This is a genomic window from Xanthomonas hortorum, from assembly GCF_024339125.1.
Lineage (GTDB): Bacteria > Pseudomonadota > Gammaproteobacteria > Xanthomonadales > Xanthomonadaceae > Xanthomonas > Xanthomonas hortorum.
On sequence record NZ_CP101417.1, the window covers coordinates 2,420,255 to 2,442,248 of the forward strand.

The following is a 21,994-nucleotide window of genomic DNA, read 5'->3' on the forward strand; positions in this document are numbered from 1 at the left end:
TTGCGCATGGCATCGTCCAGGGACAGTGCCGAGCGCCATTGCCTAGGTATCGCCGAAGCAGATCGCCCAGCGCACTGCCGCTGCGCTGCCCTTGCAGCGCGGCGGCGCCCAGGGCATCGGATTGGCTTGCACGCAGCGCGATCGCCGCTACGGGCATAATCCGGCGGCATGATCATCCACTCGCTGCTCGACACCGACCTGTATAAATTCACCATGATGCAGGCGGTGCTGCATCAACACCCGGCCGCGCAGGTCGACTACCGCTTCAAGTGCCGCACGCCCGGTGTGGATCTGGCGCAGTTCATCGAGGAGATCTCGCGCGAGATCGATGCGTTGTGCCGGTTGCGGCTACGCGAGGACGAAGTGGCCTACCTGCGCAGCCTGCGCTTCATCAAGCCGGATTTTGCCGACTTCCTGGCGCTGTTTCATCTGGATCGCAAGTATCTGCAGCTGTCGGCCTCGACCACCCATCCGGGCGAGATCGAGCTGACCATCCGTGGCCCGTGGCTGCACACCATCCTGTTCGAAGTGCCGTTGCTGGCGATCATCAACGAGGTGTGGTTCCGCAACACCTCCGAGCCGGATTTCGAGCAAGGCCGCAGCCGCCTGCGCGAGAAGGTGAGCAGCCTGCGCAGCATGCCCGCCGGCTGCAAGATCGCCGACTACGGTACTCGTCGGCGCTATTCGCAGCAGTGGCACGGCGAGTTGCTGCCGTTGCTGCGCGACGGTCTGGGCGAACAATTCGTCGGCACCAGCAACGTCTATTTCGCCAAGCATTACGGCCTGACCCCGCTGGGCACGATGGCGCACGAGTATCTGCAGGCCTTCCAGGCGCTGGGGCCGCGGCTGCGCGATTCGCAGGTGGCGGCGCTGGAATCGTGGGCGCGCGAGTACCGCGGCGATCTGGGTATCGCGTTGTCCGATGTGGTCGGGCTGGACGCGTTTCTGCGCGACTTCGACCTGTATTTCTGCAAGTTGTTCGACGGCATGCGGCATGATTCGGGCGACCCGTTCGACTGGGGCGAGCGGGTCATCGCGCACTTTCAGGCGCACCGCATCGACCCCGCGACCAAAGTGCTGGTGTTCAGCGATGGCCTCAACATCGACAAGGTGATGCGGCTGTACGCGCACTTCCACACCCGCTGCCGGCTGGCGTTCGGCGTGGGCACCAGCCTCACCAACGACCTGGGACCGACGCCGCTGCAGATCGTGATCAAGATGGTCCGCTGCAATGGCCAGCCGGTGGCAAAGCTCAGCGATTCGCCCGGCAAGAGCATGTGCGACGACCCCGGCTACCTGCGCTATCTGCGCGATGTGTTCGGTCTGCCGCCGGTACCGGAATCAGCGTGATGCAGATAAACGAACGGCGCCTTTCGGCGCCGCTCGCATCACATGCAGTGAATCTTGCTGATTACGGGCGCACCTTGGTGGCGCAGACGAACACCGACGCCTGTTGCACGCGGCTGATGGCGCCCTGGTTCTGCAATTCGCGCGCGTGCTCGTCCATGCAGGTCAGGTAACCGAGACGGTTGCCCGCGTTCTGGGTCTTGCACAGGCTGCTTTCGGCCGAGATGTTCGCGCCGGGAATCAACCCGCCGGTCTCCAGCGTCGGCACCAGCGTGTTGCAGCTGCCGAGCTTGGCCAGCCCTCGGTTCAAGGTCCACCCGATATCGGCAAACATCGCCGGGGTCAGGTCGATGTTGAGCTGCGCCTGCACTTCCGGTGTGTCGAACGGTTCCATCAACGCGTTCGGCTGCAGATCGGTATCGAAGTGCGAGAACGTCGAACCGCCGGCCACCACGCTGGGCGCGTACAAGCGTGTACGGCCTTCGCTGTCGGTGCCCTGCAACAGCTCGGGATCCTCGTACAACGCTGCGACCACTGCGGTGCTGCTCTTCAGACGCGCACCATCGGCCTGCGACACCATGATCGCCGGGATGGTGATGTCGGTGATCGGCGGCGCGGCATTGCCCATGGTCTGCACGCCCGCTGCGTTGTTGGCGACGATCACGCCCACCGCGCCGTTGAGCTGGGCATTCTTGACCTTGATCGCGAACGCGCAGGTGCCACGGTCGATCAGTGCCACCTTGCCGGCCACAGCGGCCGCATTGGCGAACGGCGTCTCGCAGCCATCGCCGGCCGACGGTGCCGCCACGCCATCGTTGACCGTCACCACCGACTTGGCCGGGAAATTGGCCGCACTGGCCAGCGGCCCGAAGCTGGCAAAGCCCACTTCGTACTTGCCGGCTGCGCTGGCCGGTGCGGTCACCCGCAGCAAGGTGCGCGGATCCAGGATCAACGCCGCCTCGCGGTTGACGCGCGTGCCGGCCCACACCGTACGACCCGGTGTGCGCATCGCTTCTGCACGCAATGCGTTGGTCATGGTGGGGTCGTCGAACCGCTTGTTCTGCACGTTGTCGTAGGCTTGCGCGGTGTAGACGTCGGTCAGGCCGGTGCCCGAGCCGAGCACACCGGTGGTCTTGTTGAGGAAGCCCGCCGCTCCCAGGCCGTGGCCGATCTCATGCATCACCACGTTGAGGAAGTTGATCTGGCCTTCGGGCGTCTTGCCGTCCAGACCCAGGTACCAGCCCGAGCCGGCCAGGCAATCTTCCTTGCCCAGGTCGCCGTTGAATTGCGAAAACACGTCGGCCGGATCGTTCGGATCGGGCACCAGATCCTGCCCGGCGATCGCATCGCCCAACGCGGACGGATACAGCGTATTGGGCTTGGAACCGGGGAAATCGTTGACGATCCAATTCGGGCCGGCCTGACCCAGCGTGCCGCCGGTGGCGGTACAGGTCAGCCGCGCGAACGAGGCATACACCTTGATCTCGACGTTGCTCTGCAGCACCGCACCCCACAGGTCCATGGCGTACTGGTAGGCGATGCGGCGCTGTTCGCCCACCGAGCGCCCGGGATTGCCACCCAATGGCGCTGCGGTGGTGGGATCGTTCAAGCCGACGCTGGTGCCGGCATCGCCATTGATCAGCGTGACGTTGGCGGCGCTTGCGTGCAGCGGCGCGATGGCGGCGGCCACGGCCAGAGACAACAGCAACAAGGGCTTATTCATGCGGCAGCGCTCCGTGCTCGGCGTGGGCGGGTTGGGTGTCGGCGTCGTTGCTGTGTTCGATGACGATGCGGCCATCGGCCTGACGGGTCGCGGCCAGCGAACTCATCTGCGTGGCCGGCAGTTTGCGCGCCACGGTGCCGTTGGGCAGGCGTCGCTCGGTCGCGCGCGCGGCGGCTTCGGTCTGCGGAACCGTGGTGCGGGCAGCACTGCTGCGGGCCGACGACGCAGCCTGCTGATCCAGCGCCGCGCTCTCGGCGTCGGTCAGCGGGCGCAGCTTGCCGGTGGCGGGGTCGATGCCGACCTTGGAACTGCTGGTTGCGGCCTCTTGCGCGACGGCCAGGGCCGGCAGGCAGACAACACACAACACGCCGGACAGCATCCATCCGGGCTTGCGAAAGCTCATCATCGTTGGGGTTTCCTTGAGTCCAACAGGGGAAAAGGGATGCCGTGCAGACACCGGCATTCGGGGGATCCTTCCGTTTCAGTCTGTTCATGACTGAATCATGAATACGTGACTTGTGTCAATCTTTTGACATGCAAGCCCCTGAATGCGAAGCAGTGACCTGAAACAGTCAGTCAGTCGCTTGCCATGGGATATTTGTTGGAGCTTGCAGCAGTGGCCGGGCCCGGATTGGTCGGATTTTTGACGCGAACCAGCCGGGCCAGACGCATTCCTTCTCCCATCGGGAGAAGGTGCCCCGCAGGGGCGGATGAGGGTACGAGCGAAGCCCGTCTCCGCCGAGAGAAGGAAACCGAGCCAGGCAGCCAACTGAGATCAAAACGCGAAGTGCCAACGCAGCGGTATCCACGTCCCAGCTGCGAATCCCCAACCCCCAATCCCCAACCCCCAATCCCCAACCTCACCTACGCCTACCGAACAGGTTCTAAAATCCCGTCACGTTTTCCGGGAGCAGCTAGATGATTCGCGAGATTATCCGCATGGGCGACAAACGCCTGCTGCGCGTGGCGCCACCGGTCACCAACCTGGGCAGCGCCGAGCTGCGCACCTTGGTGGCCGATATGTTCGAGACCATGGACGATGCGCGCGGTGTGGGTCTGGCCGCACCGCAGATCGCGGTGGATCTGCAATTGATGGTGTTCGGTTTCGAGGCCAGCGAGCGTTACCCCGAAGCGCCGGCGGTGCCGCGCACCGCATTGGCGAATGCGCAGATCGAACCGCTGTCGGAGGAGATGGAAAACGGCTGGGAAGGCTGCCTGTCCATTCCCGGATTGCGCGCGGTGATCCCTCGCTATCGCTTCATTCGCTATCGCGGCTTTGCGCCGGATGGCAGCCCGATCGAACGCGAGGCCGAAGGCTTCCATGCGCGTGTGGTGCAGCACGAATACGATCACCTGGTCGGCCGCCTGTATCCCTCGCGCATCGAAAACTTCGACACCTTTGGCTTCGAAGACGTGCTGTCTTACGAGCTGTAACGCAGCGACCGACGGTGCGCTCCATCCTCGACCACGCGGTTTGTCGACGCGATATGCCACTGCACTCCGCACGTAAAAAGGGCGCCTTTCGGCGCCCTTGTCTTACGAGTGGCTGACAAAATGTAGCGAGCAGTCGCCTGGCGGCGGGCGCAGCCGTTTTGTTGGCCGCTCTTGCTTACTTCAGCGCCTTGAAGCGCAGACGCTTGGGACCGGCGTCGTCGCCCATGCGGCGCTTCTTGTCTTCTTCGTACTCGCGGTAGTTGCCCTGGAAGAACTCCACGTGCGAGTCGCCTTCGAAGGCGATGATGTGCGTGGCGATGCGATCCAGGAACCAGCGATCATGCGAAATCACGAAGGTGTTGCCGGGGAATTCCAGTAGCGCATCTTCCAGCGCACGCAGGGTTTCGATGTCCAGATCGTTGGACGGTTCGTCGAGCAGCAGCACGTTGCCGCCCTGCAACAACGTCTTGGCCATGTGCAGACGACCGCGCTCACCGCCGGACAACGAGCCGACCATCTTTTGCTGATCCTGGCCCTTGAAGTTGAAGCGGCCGATGTAGGCGCGCGACTGGATCTCCACGCCATTGATGTTGAGGATGTCCAGGCCGCCAGCGATTTCCTGGAACACGTTGTGGTTGCCTTCCAGCTTGTCGCGGCTCTGGTCCACGTAGGCCAGCTTCACCGTCGGCCCGAGCACGATCTCGCCCGAATCCGGGGTCTCCATGCCGGTGATCATCTTGAACAGGGTCGACTTACCGGCACCGTTGGGGCCGATGATGCCGACGATCGCGCCACCGGGCACCAGGAAGCTCAGATTGTCGATCAGCAGGCGGTCGCCGAACTTCTTGGTGACGTTCTTGAATTCGAGCACCGCATTGCCCAGGCGCTCGCCCGGCGGAATGAAGATCTCATTGGTCTCGTTGCGGCGCTGGTAATCCACCGACTGCAGTTCTTCCAGGCGGGCCAGACGGGCCTTGCCCTTGGTGCGGCCGCCCTTGGCGTTCTGCCGCGACCATTCCAGTTCCTTCTGGATCGCCTTCTGGCGTGACTTTTCCTGGTTGTCTTCCTGCTTGAGGCGCTCGTCCTTCTGGGTCAGCCAGTCGGTGTAGTTGCCCTTCCACGGGATGCCGCGGCCGCGGTCCAGTTCCAGGATCCACTCGGCGGCGTTGTCCAGGAAGTAGCGATCATGCGTCACCGCCACCACGGTGCCGGTGTAGCGCGCCAGGAACTGTTCCAGCCATTCCACCGACTCGGCGTCCAGATGGTTGGTCGGTTCGTCGAGCAGCAGCATGTCCGGCTTCTGCAGCAGCAGGCGGCACAACGCCACGCGGCGCTTTTCGCCACCGGACAGTGGGCCGATCAGCGCTTCCCACGGCGGCAGACGCAGCGCGTCGGCGGCCACTTCCAGTTGCTGTTCGACCATATGCGCATCGCCGGCGGCCAGGATGGCTTCCAGGCGCTGCTGCTCGGTGGCCAGCTTGTCGAAGTCGGCGCCTTCCTCGGCGTAGGCTTCATAGATCTTGTCCAGCGCGGCCTGGGCCTGCAGCACTTCGCCGACGCCTTCTTCCACCGCCTGACGCACGGTGTGCTCGGGGTTGAGTTCGGGTTCCTGGGCCAGATAGCCGACCTTGATGCCGGCCTGCGGGCGCGCTTCGCCGCTGAAGTCGGTGTCCACGCCGGCCATGATCTTCAGCACGGTCGATTTACCCGAGCCGTTCAGGCCGAGCAGGCCGATCTTGGCGCCCGGGAAGAACGACAGCGAGATGTCCTTGATGATCTGGCGCTTCGGCGGCACCGTCTTGCTGACGCCGTTCATGGTGTAAATGTATTGCGACATGGGGACTCCGTGGACGCAGGCAGCCCGCCGGCCGAGGCCGGAGGCAGCGGAAAAGGGATTGCGCCGATTATACGGGCAACTGCCTTGGCACGCGGGAGCAGGGTTGCGGCTAAACGGCAGCTTACTTGTCACCTGAATGGGCGTTTTCGTAACCGATTCCAGCAAGAAAGCGTTAAGGCGCCGAGCGCACTAATGCAACTGCGACATCGCAAACAGGAGCTGTCATGAACCGCAAACGCATCGTTACCGTTGTGCTTTCCTCCATCCTGGCGCTTGGCTCCGTGGTACCGGCCGCATTCGCCGGAGACTGGGACCGCGACCACGATCGCCGCGGCCATGACCGCGGCCGTGATCATGGCCACGACTGGCGTAATGATCGTCGCGACGATCATCGCAACGACCGTCGTGAGTGGCGGGACGACCGCCAGGCCGACCGCCGCGACTGGCGCCAGGACCGCCGCTACTACGGCAACGGCTACCGCGAGGGCTATCGCGACGCGCGTTACCGTGATCGCCACTACGACCGTGGCGGGTATGCCTACGTACCGGCGCCGGTCTACTACGGCCGTCCAGCCTATGTGCGTGGTCACCGCTATCAGGGTCCGATTTACGTGGTCAACGATTACGACCGCTACAACCTGCGCTACCCGCCGCGCGGCTATCGCTGGCAGCGCGACAACACCGGCAACTTCCTGCTGGTGGCCATCGCAACCGGGGTGATCGCCGATCTGGTGCTCAACAACTAAGCGTTGGCGATCGGCGTGTTGGCGATCGGCTTGGTCCGGCCCGGCAAGCGGGCGGACCATCACACAAAGGCGCACTCCGGTGCGCCTTTGTCTTTTGAAGGCGCGGGCGCCATGGTGCGCGTGGGGCGCGCCAGCATCGCAATTGGTCACCTGTCCATGCGGGGGCTTACAATCTGCGCCCCTACTGGCAACAGCTGCCCCGGAGCTCTGCATGTTCTCGCGCGACGTCCGACTGGAAACCTACGACCCCGAACTGGCCAAGGCCATCGCCGACGAAGCCGGCCGCCAGGAGGATCACGTCGAGCTGATCGCCAGCGAAAACTATTGCAGCCCGCTGGTGATGGAAGCCCAGGGCAGCCAGCTGACCAACAAATACGCCGAAGGCTATCCGGGCAAGCGCTATTACGGTGGCTGCGAGTTCGTCGACATCGCCGAGCAGCTGGCGATCGAGCGCATCAAGCAGGTGTTCGGAGCGGGCTCCACGGAAGATATGTATGCGAACGTGCAGCCGCACAGCGGCTCGCAGGCCAACCAGGCGGTGTATCTGGCGCTGCTGCAGCCCGGCGACACCATACTGGGCATGAGCCTTGCGCATGGCGGCCACCTGACCCACGGGGCAAAGGTCAATGTCTCCGGCAAGCTGTTCAACGCCGTGCAGTACGGCGTCAACGAGCAGGGCCTGATCGACTATGACGAAGTCCAGCGCCTGGCCACCGAACACAAGCCGAAGATGGTCGTGGCGGGTTTCTCGGCGTATTCGCAGAAGATCGATTGGGCGCGCTTCCGCGCCATCGCCGACAGTGTCGGTGCGTATCTGTTCGTGGACATGGCGCACGTGGCCGGCCTGGTCGCTGCCGGCGTGTATCCGAGCCCGATGGAGCATGCGCACGTGGTCACCTCGACCACCCACAAGACGCTGCGCGGCCCGCGCGGCGGCATCATCGTGGCCAAGGGCGCCAGCGAGGAACTGCAGAAGAAACTACAGTCGATCGTGTTCCCGGGCATCCAGGGTGGCCCGCTGATGCATGTCATCGCAGCCAAGGCGGTTGCGTTCAAGGAAGCGTTGGAACCGGCGTTCAAGACCTACCAGCAGCAGGTGGTGAAGAACGCCCAGGCCATGGCCAGCACGCTGATCGCGCGCGGCTACAAGATCGTCTCCGGCGGCACCGAAAATCATCTGATGCTGGTCGACATGATCGGCCGCGACGTGTCCGGCAAGGACGCAGAAGCCGCGCTCGGCAAGGCCCACATCACCGTCAACAAGAACGCAGTGCCCAACGACCCGCGCTCGCCGTTCGTCACCTCGGGCCTGCGCCTGGGCACCCCGGCCATCACTACCCGCGGCTATCTGGAGCAGGACAGTATCGATCTGGCCAACTGGATCGCCGACGTGCTCGACGCTCCCGCCGACGAAGCGGTGCTGGCGAAGGTGCGCGACGCGGTGACCGCGCAGTGCAAGAAGTATCCGGTGTATGGCTGAGGTGCCGGGATTGGTGATTCGGGATTGGGGATGCGCGGCAAGCGCGTCCTTGCTCCTGCTGTTGCCAATCCCTAATCCTCACTTCCCACTCCCGGCGCCCTGATGCACTGCCCCTTTTGCCAGCACAACGACACCCGCGTGATCGATTCGCGCGTGTCCGAAGACGGCACGACGATTCGTCGCCGCCGTGAGTGCGAGGCCTGCGGCGAGCGTTTCAGCACGTTGGAGACGATCGAACTCAAGCTGCCCACCGTGGTCAAGAGCGACGGTGGGCGCGAGGCGTTCGATGCGCGCAAGTTGCGCACCAGTTTCGACCGCGCGCTGCAAAAGCGTCCGGTGTCCGAAGAACAGATCGAGGCGGCCGTGCGTGCGGTGGTGCATCAGCTGCGCATGTCCGGCGAGCGCGAAGTGGGCTCGCTGCGGGTGGGCGAATACGTGATGGTCGAGCTACGCAAGCTCGATCACGTGGGCTATGTGCGCTTTGCCTCGGTGTATCGCAGCTTCCAGGACGTGGCCGATTTCCGCGAGGAAATCGAAAAGCTCGAGCGCGAACTTCCGGTCGGCATCGAGCAGTTGCCGCTGCTGGAAGCGGCGTTGGAGCGCGCCGGCAAGCCCGACAAGCGGTGAACGCGTTACGCATCGCCTGTGTGGCCGACGCGCCGGAGCATCTGCCGGCGATCGCGCAGGCGCATCTGCAGGCCTTCGGCAGTCTGTTGCCGGACTGGGATTTCGATGAGGCATTGCGCGAGTTGCGCAGCCACACCCGCGATGGCGTGATCCCGACGACGTGGGTGGCGCTCGAGCAGGCGCAGTGGCTTGGCTCGGTGAGCCTGCTGGAGAACGACGACGCGCGTATCCGGCAATGGTCGCCGTGGCTGGCATCGCTGTACGTGCAGCCGCAGGCGCGCGGGCAGGGCATCGGCGAAGCGCTGGTTGCGCATTGCGTGCAAGCCGCCGCGCAATTGGGCGTGAGTGCGTTGTACCTGTATTGCCAACCGGTGCTGGTGCCGTTTTATCAGCGGTTGGGCTGGCAGAGGCATGCGGAATTACTGCTGGGGCCGATGCAGATCGTGGTGATGTGTATCGAACCGCAAACGGTACTGCAATGAGCGCAACGGCCGACGACCACCGCTGGATGGCGCAGGCACTGCGTTTGGCCGAGCGTGGTGCGTACACCACGCGTCCTAATCCGATGGTTGGCTGCGTGATCGTGCGCGATGGCGTGTGCGTGGGCGAAGGCTTCCATCAGCGCGCCGGCGGCCCGCATGCGGAAGTGTTCGCGCTACGCGCAGCTGGCGCGCTGGCGCGCGGTGCCACCGCCTATGTGACCTTGGAGCCGTGCGCGCATTACGGGCGCACGCCGCCGTGTGCATTGGCCCTGATCGCCGCAGGGGTGAGGCGTGTGGTCGCGGCGATGGCCGACCCGTTTCCGCAGGTCAACGGCGGCGGTTTCGCGTTGTTGCGCGAGGCCGGGATCGAGGTGCTTAGCGGTGTCATGCAAGCACAGGCATGCGTGCTCAATCAGGGGTTTTTGTCGCGGGTGGAACGTGGCCGGCCGTGGCTGCGGGTCAAGCTCGGCGCTAGTCTGGATGGGCGAACCGCGCTGGCCAGCGGCGAGTCCAAATGGATCACCGGCGCAGATGCGCGTGCGGATGTGCAGCGCTGGCGTGCACGTGCCGGCGCGATTCTCACTGGCGCAGGCACGGTGCTGGCGGACGATCCATCCATGACCGTGCGGCTGGGCGACGACACGCCTTTCGTGCCGCCGTTACGCGTGGTGCTCGATGCCGGTTTGCGCACGTTGGCGTGCGAGAACATTCGTCAAGGTGATGCACCGACGCTCTATGTGCATGGCGATGATGTGCTGCCGCCGTCGCTCGGCGATGCACAGTTCGTTGCGATGCCGCTGCACGCGGGCCGCTTCGATCTGTCTGCCGTGTTGGCGTCGATCGCCGAACGCGGGATCAACGAGGTGCATGTGGAAGCCGGCGCGACGCTGAGCGGTGCATTGCTGCGCGCCGGCCTGGTCGACGAACTGCTGGTCTACATGGCGCCGGTTTTACTAGGCGATACCGCCAGACCGCTGCTCGCCGGACTCAGCATCGAGACAATGGCGCAGCGTCATCCCTTGCAACTGCTCGACGTGCGCCAGCTCGGTCAGGATCTACGATTGCGTTACGTGCCGCCTGCTGCCGAGTAAGTGCTGCATAGCGCGCTCGATGTTTCGGGGCGGATCACCTTGCACGTTTCGCTTGATATGGTTTTTGGATTGCGGGTGCGACGTGCCTTGCATGAAGTACAAGCTCCTGGTTGCCGCAATGACTCCGGTTTGCCAGCGCGAAGTCTCTCGTTTCGTAAGAACGTTGCGCGGATCAGTTGTGGAGCGTTGATCTGCTACCTCGCTGCAGGGCCCTTGCCCGCCCACCATCGCGGGACACGCCGCAAGTACATCCATGTAGGCTCTTACGCGGCATCCATGCCGCGTAAGGTCCCGCGACGGTGGGCGGGCAAGGACCAGTGGAGAGGGTCGGTGCGCATTGCTTTCAACAAAGCAATCAGCAAACTGTCTGGTGCGGTGTCCTCGCCGATTGCGGGACCGTGTGGCGGCATGGATGTCGCCACCGAGCCTCCAGGGACGGATTCACGGCGTGTCCCGCGAGCGGCGAGGGCACCGCGCCCTCGATTAGCGAAGCTTTTGGCCTCATCAAACGATTCCATGACTCAAGAGTTTAGTTGTCTCGAAGTGATTAGACGTTGCGGATAGATCAGTTGCAGAGCGCATGATCTGTGGGTTTGCTGCAGGGCCCTTGCCCGCCCACCATCGCGGGACACGCCGCAAGTACGTCCGTGTAGGCTCTTACGCGGCATCCATGCCGCGTAAGGTCCCGCGACGGTGTGCGGGCAAGGACCAGTTGAGGTGGTCGGTGTGCATGGTTTTCAGCAAAGCAATCAGCAAACTGTCTGGTGCGGTGTCCTTGCCGATTGCGGGACCGTGTGGCGGCATGGATGCCGCCACCGAGCCTACACGGACGTACTTGCGGCGTGTCCCGCGAGCGGCGAGGGCACCGCGCCCTCGACCGACCAGGCGTTGATCTACCCGTTTACCGCCATCGATATAGCATTCAAGAAGCATCGTTAGCCGCTCTACAGCATCAACACCGCTGTTGCTCTAATACGCCTGACGATGGATTTCTTTGCCCGCAATGCGTTCAATTGCACACACAAAAAAGGCCCCGCATGCGGGGCCTTAAGTGCATCTGCGACGTGTCGATCAGAAGCTTGCACGCACGCCGACCCGGTACTGGTTGGCGTCGTCGATGAACTGCGCTTCGGCAACCAGGCCCCAGGTCGGGGTGAAGTTGACCTGGCCACCCAGGGTGCCGACGAATTCGCCTTGGTCGACGTCGTTGCCGTCGATGTAGCCAGCCTTGACCCAGGCTTCGGTACGCGGCGAGGGCTTGCCACGGAGGCCCAGGTTGGCAAAGCCCAGATTGGTGGAGTCGGACGCATCGTCGATCGAGCGGCCGCGCAGGCGCAGATCGGATTCGACCTTGCTGCGCAGCACGCTGATGTCGGCGATGAACTCGACGCGCTCGGTCATTTCCTGGCGGTAGCCGATACCCAAGGTGGCCTGCTCCAGGGTGCCTTCGATCTCGAAGCCGCCGCCGAGGTTGTAATCCTTGGTGGCACGCTGATAGCCAGCGAGCACGTACACCGGCTCGGCAATCTTCCAGGAGCCGCGAATGTAGCCGCCATCGATGTCGTCCGAATCGTCGTTGACGTTGATTTCGGTACGGTTCCAGCCGCCTTCGACGTAGCTGTAGCTCAGGCCTTCAGCAGACGCGGCAAGCGGTGTGGCGGCCAGCAGGGCAGCCAGAATCAGGGTGTGACGCATTGGGTGTTCTCTCCGAATTGATGTCCGTGTCTCCGCCCCGTTGCGAGGTGGAAAGAGCGACGTCTCCCGTCGCGGGGCGCAATTTAACAGATCCTTCACAATCCTGGCTATGGGGGATTCCCTGACATGACGCAGTGTCCTGCCGGCCTTAACTAACGCTCAGTCATCGCGCCAAGGTGCCCTGTTAGACTGCGCTGGCCGGTTCGCCGGTAATCACGAACGTCTTCAGGGCGGGGTGCGATTCCCCACCGGCGGTAGGCATGCGCAAGCGTGCGAGCCCGCGAGCGCTTGCGCACCGGAGTTACGCGAATCCACGCGAAACTCTTGAAGCGCAAGGTCAGCAGATCCGGTGCGATGCCGGGGCCGACGGTATAGTCCGGATGAAAGAAGACGGCCAACGCGCAGCCTTGCGGCTGCGCGCGCGCCTGTTTGCCTTGTGGCGTTTTTCGCTCAACTTTTGCGAGAAACGACTATGTCCATGCATCACCTGTCGCGCTGGGTCGCGACTTTCCACCGCACTGCGTTAGCTCCGTTGTCACTGCAAACGGAGGCGCGCTGATGTTTACCGGAATCATCGAAGGCGTCGGCCATCTGGCTGCGCGTCAGCCGCAAGGCGGCGATGTGCGTTTCACCTTCGCTACTGGCAGCCTGCCGTTCGAAGCGGTGCAATTGGGCGAGAGCATTGCGGTCAACGGCGTGTGCCTGACCGTGATTGCGTTCGATGCCGGCAGCTTCCAGGCCGATGCCTCCACCGAAACCCTGTCGCTGACCACGCTGGGCGCGTTGCCGGAAGGCGCGCTGCTCAATCTGGAACGCGCGATGCGCCCGACCGACCGCCTCGGCGGGCATCTGGTCAGCGGGCATGTGGATGGTCTGGGTCAGGTGCAGTCGGTGCATGGCGATGCGCGTGCGCAGCGCTGGCGTTTTGCCGCGCCGGCAGCCGTGTTGCGCTATGTCGCCAAGAAGGGCTCGATCTGCGTCGATGGCGTCAGCCTCACCGTCAATGAAGTGGACGAAGACGGTTTCGAAGTCGCTTTGATTCCGCATACGGTGGCCAATACGGCGTTTGCGCAGACCGCAGTCGGTGCGGCGGTGAATCTGGAAATCGATCTGGTGGCGCGCTATGTCGAACGTCTGCTCGGCACGCGGGGTGCGGCATGAATTTCGCGCCCGTTCCGGAATTGATCGAAGAGCTGCGCGCCGGACGCATGGTGGTGATCGTCGATGACGAGGACCGTGAGAACGAAGGCGATCTGATCATGGCGGCCGAGCTGGTCAAGCCCTCGGACATCAATTTCATGGTGACCCATGCGCGCGGGCTGGTGTGTCTGTCGCTGACCCGCGAGCGTTGCGCGCAGCTTGGCCTGGCGCCGATGGTGCGCAACAACACCGCGCAGTTCCAGACCAACTTCACCGTCAGCATCGAGGCGGCCGAGGGCGTGACCACCGGCATTTCCGCCTACGACCGCGCGCATACGGTGCGCACCGCGGTGCGTCCGGATGCCAAGCCGCAGGATCTGAGCCAGCCGGGTCACATTTTTCCGCTGATCTCGCAGCCCGGCGGCGTGCTGACCCGCGCCGGCCATACCGAAGCGGCCAGCGATCTGCCGATGCTGGCCGGGCTGGAACCGGCCGGTGTGCTGGTGGAAGTGCTCAACCCGGACGGCAGCATGGCGCGCCGCCCGCAACTGGAAGTGTTCGCGCGCGAGCACGGGCTGAAGATGGGCTCGATCGCCGATCTGATCGCCTACCGGCTGGCCAACGAGCACACCGTCGAGCGTGTGGACGAACGCGAGATCACCACCGAGTTCGGGCCGTTCAAGCTGGTGACCTACCGCGACCGCATAGCGCACGACCTGCACTTTGCGCTGGTGCGCGGCAACGCCGATCCGCACACCCCGACACTGGTGCGCGTGCAGGTGGAAAACCCGCTGGCCGATCTGCTGCACTGGCAGCGCGATGACTTCGGCGTGGCGGCCACCGATGCGCTGCGTGCGATCGCCGCCGAAGGGCAGGGCGTGATGGTGGTGCTGTCGGCGCCGCGCGATAGCGAATCGTTGTTGGCGCGGCTGCGCCAGCAACCGGAAGCCGCAACCAACGCCAAGGACGTCAGCCAGTGGCGGCGCAATGGGGCCGGCGCGCAGATCCTGGCCGAGCTGGGCCTGGGCAAGCTGCGCGTGCTGGGCACGCCGCGACGTCAGGTGGGGTTGGCCGGTTTCGGGCTGGAGGTGGTGGAGTATCTGGAATGCCATGCCGGCGAAGGCGTGCGTTCGGTGCCGGCCGCTGCGCTGCCCTGAGTGTGGCTGACGGCAGACAGTGAGCTGCCGTCAGGTGGGTGCGCACGTTACGCAGGAACCGGGTTGTTCGAGCGGTTCCTGCTGTTTCGAGCATCGACCGCGCCATCTGCCGGCTACGCCAGCCTTTGCTGCCCGCTTCCAACATCGCGTCTGGGGCACATGGCCGGGTCTGCTTCGGCGGGTCCGGCCTGCACGCGTCGGCCGGGCCAGGCCCCGGCAGCTGTTAAACTTCCTACCCCCTCGAGTTGCCGACCCGCATGACCCACTACGAAGGCGATCTCCGCCCCACCACCGCGCGCTTTGCGATCATCGCCAGCCGTTGGAATGCCCGCATCACCGACGCGCTGGTCACCGGCGCGCGCCAGAGCCTGGCCGGCAACGGCATCGGCGAGGACGCCATTGACGTGGTCCGCGTGCCGGGCGCCTGGGAAATTCCGATCGCTGCCAACCGTCTGGCGCAATCCGGCCAGCACGCGGCGATCATCGCGCTGGGCTGTGTGATCCGCGGCGACACCCGCCATTACGAACACGTGGCCGACCTGTGTGCCGAAGGCCTGATGAGCGTGCAGTTGCAGACCGGCGTGCCGGTGCTTAACGGCGTGCTCGCTGTCGAGCGCGTGGAAGATGCCGAGGCGCGTGCTGGCGGCAGCCATGGCAACAAGGGCGAAGAATGCGCACTTGCGGCGCTGGAATTGACCAATTTGATGGAGTTGTTGCCATGAGCAAGCCCGGTGGACACGCCCGCCACGTCCGTCGCGATGGCATCGACCCGGTGCTGCGTTCGCGCGCACGCCGACGTGCCTTGCAGGCAGTGTATGCGTGGCAGATTTCCGGCGGGTTCGCCAAGCAGGTGATCTCACAGTTCGCGCATGAGCAGGCGCACGAAGTGGCCGATCTGGCGTATTTCGAAAGCCTGGTCGAAGGCGTGCTGACCAACCGTGCCGAGCTGGACACCGCGCTGACCCCGTATCTGGATCGCGGCGTGGAAGAAGTCGACGCGATCGAGCGCGCGGTGCTGCGGCTGGCTGCCTACGAATTGCTGTATCGGCAGGACGTGCCGTACCGCGTGGTGATCAACGAAGCGATCGAAACCGCCAAGCGCTTCGGCTCCGAGCACGGCCACACTTACGTCAACGGCGTGCTGGATCGCGCGTCGGTGGAGTGGCGCAAGGTGGAGTCGGGCGCGAGCGGCGCCTGAGGCGCCGCAGGAATGGGGAGTCGGGAATGGGCAATCGTAAGAGCAACGTTTCCGACATCTCCTGACGCGCCTTTGCGATTCCCGATTCCCTTCTCCCGATTCCCGTCCCCATGCCTGAATTCGATCTGATTGCGCGCCTGCGCACGCGCATCGCCGCGCGTGCCGATGTGCCGTTGGGCATTGGCGACGATGCGGCGTTGCTGCAGCCGCCGCCCGGCGAGCAACTGGCGATCACCGCCGATACGCTCAACGCGGGTGTGCATTTTCCGCACGAGACGCGCGCCGACGATCTGGGCTGGAAGACGCTGGCGGTCAATCTCTCCGATCTGGCAGCGATGGGTGCACAACCGCGCTGGTGCACCTTGTCGCTGTCGTTGCCGCACGACGATGCCGAATGGGTCGACGCGTTTGCCGATGGATTCTTTGCGCTGGCCGATGCGCATGACATCGCCTTGGTCGGTGGCGACACCACGCGCGGGCCGTTGTCGTGTGCGGTGACCGCGATCGGCAGCCTGCCGCCGGGCGCGGCGCTGCGTCGCGATGGTGCGCGTGTGGGCGACGACGTCTGGGTGACCGGCGCGCCGGGCGAGGCGGCGGCCGCGTTGTCGCTGTGGCAAGCCGGGGAATTGGATGTGACCCGTGTGGCTACAGACCCGTTGCACGAGCAGTGGCGCAGCCGCCTGCTGCGCCCGCAGCCGCGCGTGCAGGCCGGGCTGCGCTTGCGTGGGCTTGCGCATGCCTGTGTGGACATCTCCGACGGCCTGCTGGCCGATCTGGGACATCTGTGCGAACGCAGCGGCGTGGGCGCGCAACTTGCGCTGGCGGCATTGCCGGCGATGCCACGCAGTGCCGGGATCAGCGCGCTGCACTGCATCGGCTGGCAACTCGGCGGCGGCGACGACTACGAGCTGTGCTTCACCGCCGCCGTGCAACACCGCGACGCGGTGGTGCAGGCGATGGACTTCGCCGGAGTCGCGGTCACGCGCATCGGCCAGATCGTCGCCAAGCCGGGCGTGGTGGTCCACGACGCCGACGGCAACCCGTGGCAGCCGCCGCAACGCGGATATCAGCACTTCGTGGGCTGAGCTGTTCGCGCAAGAGGCGTTGCGCGGGCGTGCTGCATCGCAGCCAAAGTCTGCGGGTCGGGATCAGCCAGACGATAAGCGCACGCTGTTTCCACTTGCGGGCCGGGCCCGTAAGTGCGGCGCGCACGCGCCACGAGTCAGGCTGCAGCACAACAAGCACGCAGCGATGCCGCCCACTCTTCTGGTCCAAATTTGCCGCCTGCCGCCTGCCGCCTGCCCAATCCCCAATCCCCAATCCCCAATCCCCAATCCCCAATCCCCAATCCCAATCCCCAATCCCAATCCCCAATCCCCAATCCCCAATCCCCAATCCCCAATCCCCAATCCCCAATCCCCAATCCCCAATCCCCAATCCCCAATCCCCAATCCCCAATCCCCAATCCCCAATCCCCAATCCCCAATCCCGGCCCTTGAGCCATACCGTACCGTCTGGTACGTTCGCGACGTTCTCCCCCGAACCACGGATGCATGGCAGTTGCCGCTGGGCCATTCCGGCCTGGCCTTGCGTGGGAGAGAGCAGCATGAACAAGCCTTGGATCGGGAGCATCGCCGCACTGGCGTTGCTGGTGGCATCGGCGTCAGCAGTGGCGGGCGCTTTCAGTAAGACTTACGAACGCATTCCCGGCTGGGATGGCGCCCCGATGGGCGCGCTGGTGCTGGTGCCGCAAGGGCAGGGCAGCGGGCCGTTTCCGCTGGTCGTAATGCCGGCCAGCTGGTCGTTGCCGAACTTGGAATACCTTGGGCGTGCGACCCAACTGGCCAGCGACGGCTACGTGGTGGTGAGTTACACCTCGCGGGGTTTTTGGGATTCGGCCGGGCAGATCGACATTGCCGGCGCAGACACGGTGGAAGACGTCAGTGCTGTGATCGACTGGGCGTTGGCGCATACGCCGGCCAACCCGAACGCGATCGGTGCGTCGGGCATCTCCTACGGGGCGGGCATCAGTCTGTTGGCGGCCGAGCGCGACCCGCGCATCAAGGCGGTGGCTGCGCTCAGTGGTTGGGCCGATCTGGAAGCCTCGCTGTATTCCAACCGCACTGTCAGCCAGCAAGGGGTAGGGCTGTTAGTCGGTGCCGGCGCGTTGACCGGGCGGCCCGGGCCGGATCTGGCGCAGATCGGCGCACGGGTTGCGGTGGGCGATTACGACGGCGCGGTGCAAGGCTTCCTGCCGCAGGCGGCCTCGCGGAGCCCTGCAAGCGATGTGGCCGCGCTCAATGCGCGTGGCACCGCAGTATTGCTGGGCAATGCCTTCAACGATGGCTTGTTCCCGCCGAATCAGACCATCGCGTTCTTCAACCAGCTGCGCGGGCCCAAGCAGTTGCTGCTCAGCCAGGGCGATCACGCCACGGCAGAACTGCCGGGCGCGTTGGGCCTGCCCAACGAGGTGTATACGGCGACCACGCGTTGGTTCGATCGTCATCTCAAGCAAGTGCGTAACGGGGTGGATGCCGAGGCCCCGGTGCGGTTGTCGCCGCGTGCGGGGCAATGGTTGGAATACACAGACTGGGCGTCGGTGCAGCAGGGCAGCACGCGCTTGGGGCTATCCGCACCGGCAGGACTGCTTAGCCCCACCGGCGGTTTGATCGGCGGCACTGCCAGCGGTTGGCAGTCGCGCATCGCCACCGATGTGCCGACGTTGGCCGATTCGGGCGTGGTGCTGGTCAGTGGTCTGTTGCAGGGCATCGGCCTGCCGGTGACTACTTCGATTCCGTTAGTGAATCGTGCTGGCGCTGCAGTGTGGGTTGGCGCGCCATCAAGCGGTGTGCGGCGGTTGGCGGGTAGCCCATCACTACGGGTGACCGTGGTGCCCAGTCAGTCGAAGGTGAGTTTGTTCGCGTATCTGTATCGCATGGATGGTCTAGGCGTAGCGCAGCTGATCACGCATGCGCCGTATTCGTTGCGAGGGGCCACACCGGGTCGTGCGGTAACGCTGGATTGGTCGCTGCAAGCGGCCGCTGCGGAGATTCCGGCAGGGCAGCGTCTGGTGTTGGTGATCGACACGCGCGACGTGCGTTACACCGACGCAAGCGATGGCGGCGGCACAGTGACGTTTACTTCGCCGGTGGCAACGCCATCGGTGTTGAACGTGCCGCTGCGGTAGCGTTTCGGTCGGCAACAGTGAGGTGAGTTTTTAGGGCGTACGTTGGACTCTTTGTCTTTATAACTTCCAAGCGATGCTCGAAACCTGAAATTCCGATTACTTGGATGTAGTTGAAGGATGTGGATAAATCATTTGCGGGGCGGCTGATCTGTGGCCTGGCTGCAGGGCCCTTGCCCGCCCACCGTCGCGGGACACGCCGCAAGTACGTCCGTGTAGGCTCTTACGCGGCATCCATGCCGCGTAAGGTCCCGCGACGGTGGGCGGGCAAGGACCAGTCGAGAGGGTCGGTGTGCAAAGTGCAGGCAATGCGTGAGTTGCGCTGTTCGGGCAACGGGCAGTCCGATCAGTTTTCCAACGAAAGCCGAACAACAGATGGCTTCTAAAAAAGCAGCCAGAAAACTTCCTGGTGCGGTGCCCTCGCCGATTGCGGGACCATGTGGCGGCATGGATGCCGCCACTGAGCCTACATGGACGTACTTGCGGCGTGTCCCGCGAGCGGCGAGGGCACCGCGCCCTCGACCAACAAGGCTTTGCTACAACGTCATAACGCCATGATTCGAAAGCTGGTCATCCTGAGCTGAGCTTGGAAAGTGTGGATAAGGCAGTGACCGCAGCTGTCTTGAGAAGATTGAAAAGCGTGGATGCGTTATTAAATGCCATCGCCACGCAGCATTTATGCGGAATTTACGCCGCCGCCCTGGTAGGTCCATAGCGACTTTACGCAGGCCGGGAAGACACTGCGCAGGTTGGCGGAGCGGTTCCGCCCTGGACGATCCCGATGCATCCCTTGACCTGTCTGCTCCATCGGCGCTGCGCGCACGGTGCGGCAGCGTTTTGCCTTATTGGCATGCACACGCTGCATGCGCCGTCGCACATCGCATCCATCGCGCCGCGTTGCGCGCGTCTCGGGGAGTAGCCGACATGCCTGCCTGGTTGTCCCTGTTGTGCGGCGTGGCCGTGCTCGTTGCCGCTGCGTACCTGTTGTACGTGGTACTGCGGCCCGAAGACTTCTGATGCGAGTGCGCTCCGATGATTGAAACCTTCCTTGTCTACGCGCTGGCCATCGTGCTGGCGTGGCCCCTGGGCCGCTATCTGGCGGCGGTGATGCGTGGCGCCCCGATGCGTGGCGATGCGCTGTTCGGCTGGATCGAGCGGCCGTTGTATGCGTTGCTCGGCACCCGTCCGCAGCAAGGCATGTCGTGGCGCGGCTATGCCGTGGCGTTCCTGCTCAGCAACCTGGTTGTTGGTCTGCTGACCTGGGCGGTGTTCATGACCCAGGCGTGGCTGCCGTTCAACCCCGACGGCATCCCCAACATGCGCTGGGATACCGCGCTGCACACCATGGTGTCGTTCGTCACCAACACCAATCAGCAGCATTATTCGGGCCAGGCGCAGTTGTCGTATCTGGCACAGATGACCGGCATCGTCGGCCTGCAGGTGGTGACGCCGATGATGGGCCTGGCGTTGGCGGTGGCGACCTTGCGTGCCTTGTTCGGCGGGCGAGCTGTCGCAAGCGTGCCCAATGCCTCGCTGGCATCGAACGCGCCGGCGAGTACCTCGCCACGGATGGCCGGGCCGGACGATCCGGAGATCGTCATGTCGCGCCAGGGCCGGCAGCAGTCAAGTTCCGGATTGGAGGCCCTGCCCGAAGCAGACGTTGGCAACTACTGGGCCGATGTCATCCGCGCCAGCGTGCGCGTCTTGTTGCCGCTGTGCCTGCTGTGGGCCGTGCTGCTTGGCTGGCAAGGTGTGCCGTCCACGCTGCAGGGCGCGGCGACTGCGACACCGTTGGATAGCAGTGCGAGCATGCCCAAGCAGACCATTCCGGTGGGCCCGGTTGCCGCGATGGTCGCGGTCAAGCAACTCGGCACCAACGGCGGCGGCTGGTACGGCCCTAACAGTTCGGTGGCGCTGGAAAACCCCACGCCGTTAAGCAATTTTCTCGAAACGTTGGCGATCGTGTTATTGCCGATGAGCGTGGTGTTCATGGTCGGCTATCTGACCGGGCGCAAACGTCTCACCGCCTTGGTATTCGGCACCATGTTGACGATGTCGGCTGCGTCCACCGCACTGTTGCTGTGGTCCGAAGCGCATTCGGCCAGCGCGAACTCGCCTGCCTTGATGGAAGGCAAGGAAGTGCGTATCGGCGCGGATGCCTCGGCGTTGTGGGCGGCGTTGACCACGCAGACTTCCAATGGCTCGGTCAATGCGATGCACGATTCGCTGGCGCCATTGAGTGGCCTGGTCACGCTGGTGAACATGCTGATCAATGCGATCTGGGGCGGTATCGGCTGTGGTTTGCAGCAGTTCGTGGTGTATCTGCTGTTGAGCGTATTTCTGGCTGGGTTGATGACCGGACGCACGCCGGAGTTGTTCGGCCGCAAGATCGAATCGCGCGAAGTGCAATTGCTTGCGCTATTGATTCTGTTGCAACCGCTGGTGGTGTTGGGCTTCACGGCAGTGGCGCTGGCAGTGCCGTCTTTCACCGCAAATTCCAATCCCGGTTTCCATGGCATCAGCCAGGTGTTCTACGAGTACACCTCGGCCTTCGCCAACAACGGGTCGGGTTTCGAAGGCCTGGGCGATGCGACGTACTGGTGGAACCTGAGCTGCTCGGTGGTGTTGGTCCTGGGCCGGTATCCGGCGTTGATCCTGCCGTTGATGGTGGCGGCGCGCATGGCTGTGAAGCGGCGCGCGCCGGAGTCTGCCGGCAGCCTGCAGGTCGAAACCCCCACCTTTGCGTTGACCCTGATGGCGATCGTGCTGGTGCTCACCGTGCTGCAGTTCATGCCGGCACTGGTGCTGGGTCCTATCGCTGAACACCTCGCCCTGGCGGCGTCCTGAGAGTTT

At 64.2% G+C, this 21,994-nt stretch carries 19 protein-coding genes, 1 other RNA gene, 2 pseudogenes and 1 riboswitch; of the genes and pseudogenes, 17 read left to right on the forward strand and 5 right to left on the reverse strand.

The window, feature by feature from the left end:
• The first annotated feature begins 168 nt into the window (after window positions 1-168).
• The gene (pncB, locus tag NMB96_RS10190; protein ID WP_006452555.1) at window positions 169-1,350 is read left to right on the forward strand and encodes a nicotinate phosphoribosyltransferase; all 1,182 of its coding nucleotides are present in this window, start codon (window positions 169-171) and stop codon (window positions 1,348-1,350) included.
• Window positions 1,351-1,411: 61 nt separating this feature from the next.
• Here the strand turns inward: pncB and NMB96_RS10195 are convergent, their stop codons facing one another.
• A complete protein-coding gene (locus NMB96_RS10195; RefSeq protein WP_183086891.1) occupies window positions 1,412-3,070 on the reverse strand; it encodes a PA domain-containing protein in 1,659 nt (552 codons plus the stop codon).
• The gene (locus NMB96_RS10200) at window positions 3,063-3,476 is read right to left on the reverse strand and encodes a post-PEP-CTERM-1 domain-containing protein (RefSeq protein WP_043888946.1); all 414 of its coding nucleotides are present in this window, start codon (window positions 3,474-3,476) and stop codon (window positions 3,063-3,065) included. Before NMB96_RS10200 ends, NMB96_RS10195 begins: the two co-directional genes overlap by 8 nt.
• A gap of 512 nt (window positions 3,477-3,988) precedes the next feature.
• On the opposite strand from NMB96_RS10200, the gene def reads away from it, so the two are divergent.
• Window positions 3,989-4,504, forward strand: coding sequence for a peptide deformylase (def, locus tag NMB96_RS10205; protein ID WP_006452558.1), 516 nt, complete (start codon window positions 3,989-3,991; stop codon window positions 4,502-4,504).
• Between the two features lie 175 nt (window positions 4,505-4,679).
• Here def and ettA read toward each other — a convergent pair whose 3' ends face one another.
• The gene (ettA, locus tag NMB96_RS10210; protein ID WP_023902654.1) at window positions 4,680-6,341 is read right to left on the reverse strand and encodes an energy-dependent translational throttle protein EttA; all 1,662 of its coding nucleotides are present in this window, start codon (window positions 6,339-6,341) and stop codon (window positions 4,680-4,682) included.
• 224 nt (window positions 6,342-6,565) lie between these two features.
• Between ettA and NMB96_RS10215 the strand changes: the two genes are divergently transcribed.
• The 7 genes and pseudogenes from NMB96_RS10215 to NMB96_RS10240 form a co-directional block, all read left to right on the forward strand.
• A complete protein-coding gene (locus tag NMB96_RS10215) occupies window positions 6,566-7,087 on the forward strand; it encodes an RcnB family protein (RefSeq protein WP_255086820.1) in 522 nt (173 codons plus the stop codon).
• A 211-nt stretch (window positions 7,088-7,298) separates the two neighbouring features.
• Complete coding sequence (gene glyA, locus NMB96_RS10220) at window positions 7,299-8,567, forward strand: serine hydroxymethyltransferase (protein WP_255086821.1); 1,269 nt, start codon at window positions 7,299-7,301, stop codon at window positions 8,565-8,567.
• Window positions 8,568-8,669: 102 nt separating this feature from the next.
• Window positions 8,670-9,194 (forward strand): transcriptional regulator NrdR, encoded by a 525-nt coding sequence (gene nrdR, locus NMB96_RS10225; protein WP_255086822.1) that lies wholly within the window; start codon window positions 8,670-8,672, stop codon window positions 9,192-9,194.
• Window positions 9,191-9,676, forward strand: a complete 486-nt coding sequence (locus tag NMB96_RS10230) for a GNAT family N-acetyltransferase (protein ID WP_255086823.1) — start codon at window positions 9,191-9,193, stop codon at window positions 9,674-9,676. Before nrdR ends, NMB96_RS10230 begins: the two co-directional genes overlap by 4 nt.
• Window positions 9,673-10,767: a bifunctional diaminohydroxyphosphoribosylaminopyrimidine deaminase/5-amino-6-(5-phosphoribosylamino)uracil reductase RibD gene (gene ribD, locus NMB96_RS10235; RefSeq protein WP_255086824.1), complete on the forward strand. Its 1,095-nt coding sequence runs from the start codon at window positions 9,673-9,675 to the stop codon at window positions 10,765-10,767. Before NMB96_RS10230 ends, ribD begins: the two co-directional genes overlap by 4 nt.
• Before the next feature lie 287 nt (window positions 10,768-11,054).
• Window positions 11,055-11,254 (forward strand): annotated as a pseudogene (locus tag NMB96_RS23380) (hypothetical protein); the annotation flags it as partial.
• Between the two features lie 194 nt (window positions 11,255-11,448).
• Window positions 11,449-11,645, forward strand: a pseudogene (locus NMB96_RS10240) (hypothetical protein); the annotation flags it as partial.
• Window positions 11,646-11,838: 193 nt separating this feature from the next.
• Here the strand turns inward: NMB96_RS10240 and NMB96_RS10245 are convergent.
• Window positions 11,839-12,462: a hypothetical protein gene (locus tag NMB96_RS10245; RefSeq protein WP_183086890.1), complete on the reverse strand. Its 624-nt coding sequence runs from the start codon at window positions 12,460-12,462 to the stop codon at window positions 11,839-11,841.
• A gap of 217 nt (window positions 12,463-12,679) precedes the next feature.
• A riboswitch (FMN riboswitch) is annotated at window positions 12,680-12,858 on the forward strand.
• Window positions 12,859-13,020: 162 nt separating this feature from the next.
• Here NMB96_RS10245 and NMB96_RS10250 point away from each other — a divergent pair.
• Window positions 13,021-13,623: a riboflavin synthase gene (locus NMB96_RS10250; protein ID WP_023902701.1), complete on the forward strand. Its 603-nt coding sequence runs from the start codon at window positions 13,021-13,023 to the stop codon at window positions 13,621-13,623.
• Entirely contained in the window at window positions 13,620-14,759 is a 1,140-nt protein-coding gene (gene ribB, locus NMB96_RS10255) for a 3,4-dihydroxy-2-butanone-4-phosphate synthase (protein ID WP_006452211.1), read from the forward strand. Before NMB96_RS10250 ends, ribB begins: the two co-directional genes overlap by 4 nt.
• Before the next feature lie 4 nt (window positions 14,760-14,763).
• Here ribB and NMB96_RS10260 read toward each other — a convergent pair.
• Window positions 14,764-14,839: non-coding RNA, sX9 sRNA (locus NMB96_RS10260), on the reverse strand.
• Window positions 14,840-15,016: 177 nt separating this feature from the next.
• Between NMB96_RS10260 and ribH the strand changes: the two genes are divergently transcribed.
• The 6 genes from ribH to kdpA all read left to right on the forward strand — a co-directional run bounded on the left by ribH (window position 15,017) and on the right by kdpA (window position 21,988).
• Entirely contained in the window at window positions 15,017-15,481 is a 465-nt protein-coding gene (gene ribH / locus NMB96_RS10265; protein ID WP_006452210.1) for a 6,7-dimethyl-8-ribityllumazine synthase, read from the forward strand.
• The gene (gene nusB / locus NMB96_RS10270; protein WP_023902704.1) at window positions 15,478-15,957 is read left to right on the forward strand and encodes a transcription antitermination factor NusB; all 480 of its coding nucleotides are present in this window, start codon (window positions 15,478-15,480) and stop codon (window positions 15,955-15,957) included. Before ribH ends, nusB begins: the two co-directional genes overlap by 4 nt.
• A 110-nt stretch (window positions 15,958-16,067) precedes the next feature.
• Entirely contained in the window at window positions 16,068-17,042 is a 975-nt protein-coding gene (gene thiL, locus NMB96_RS10275; RefSeq protein ID WP_023902705.1) for a thiamine-phosphate kinase, read from the forward strand.
• Between the two features lie 521 nt (window positions 17,043-17,563).
• A complete protein-coding gene (locus tag NMB96_RS10280; protein ID WP_183086889.1) occupies window positions 17,564-19,144 on the forward strand; it encodes a CocE/NonD family hydrolase in 1,581 nt (526 codons plus the stop codon).
• Between the two features lie 921 nt (window positions 19,145-20,065).
• Window positions 20,066-20,158, forward strand: coding sequence for a potassium-transporting ATPase subunit F (locus NMB96_RS10285; RefSeq protein ID WP_006452907.1), 93 nt, complete (start codon window positions 20,066-20,068; stop codon window positions 20,156-20,158).
• A 15-nt stretch (window positions 20,159-20,173) separates the two neighbouring features.
• The gene (gene kdpA, locus NMB96_RS10290) at window positions 20,174-21,988 is read left to right on the forward strand and encodes a potassium-transporting ATPase subunit KdpA (protein WP_023902562.1); all 1,815 of its coding nucleotides are present in this window, start codon (window positions 20,174-20,176) and stop codon (window positions 21,986-21,988) included.
• The last annotated feature ends 6 nt before the right edge of the window (window positions 21,989-21,994 follow it).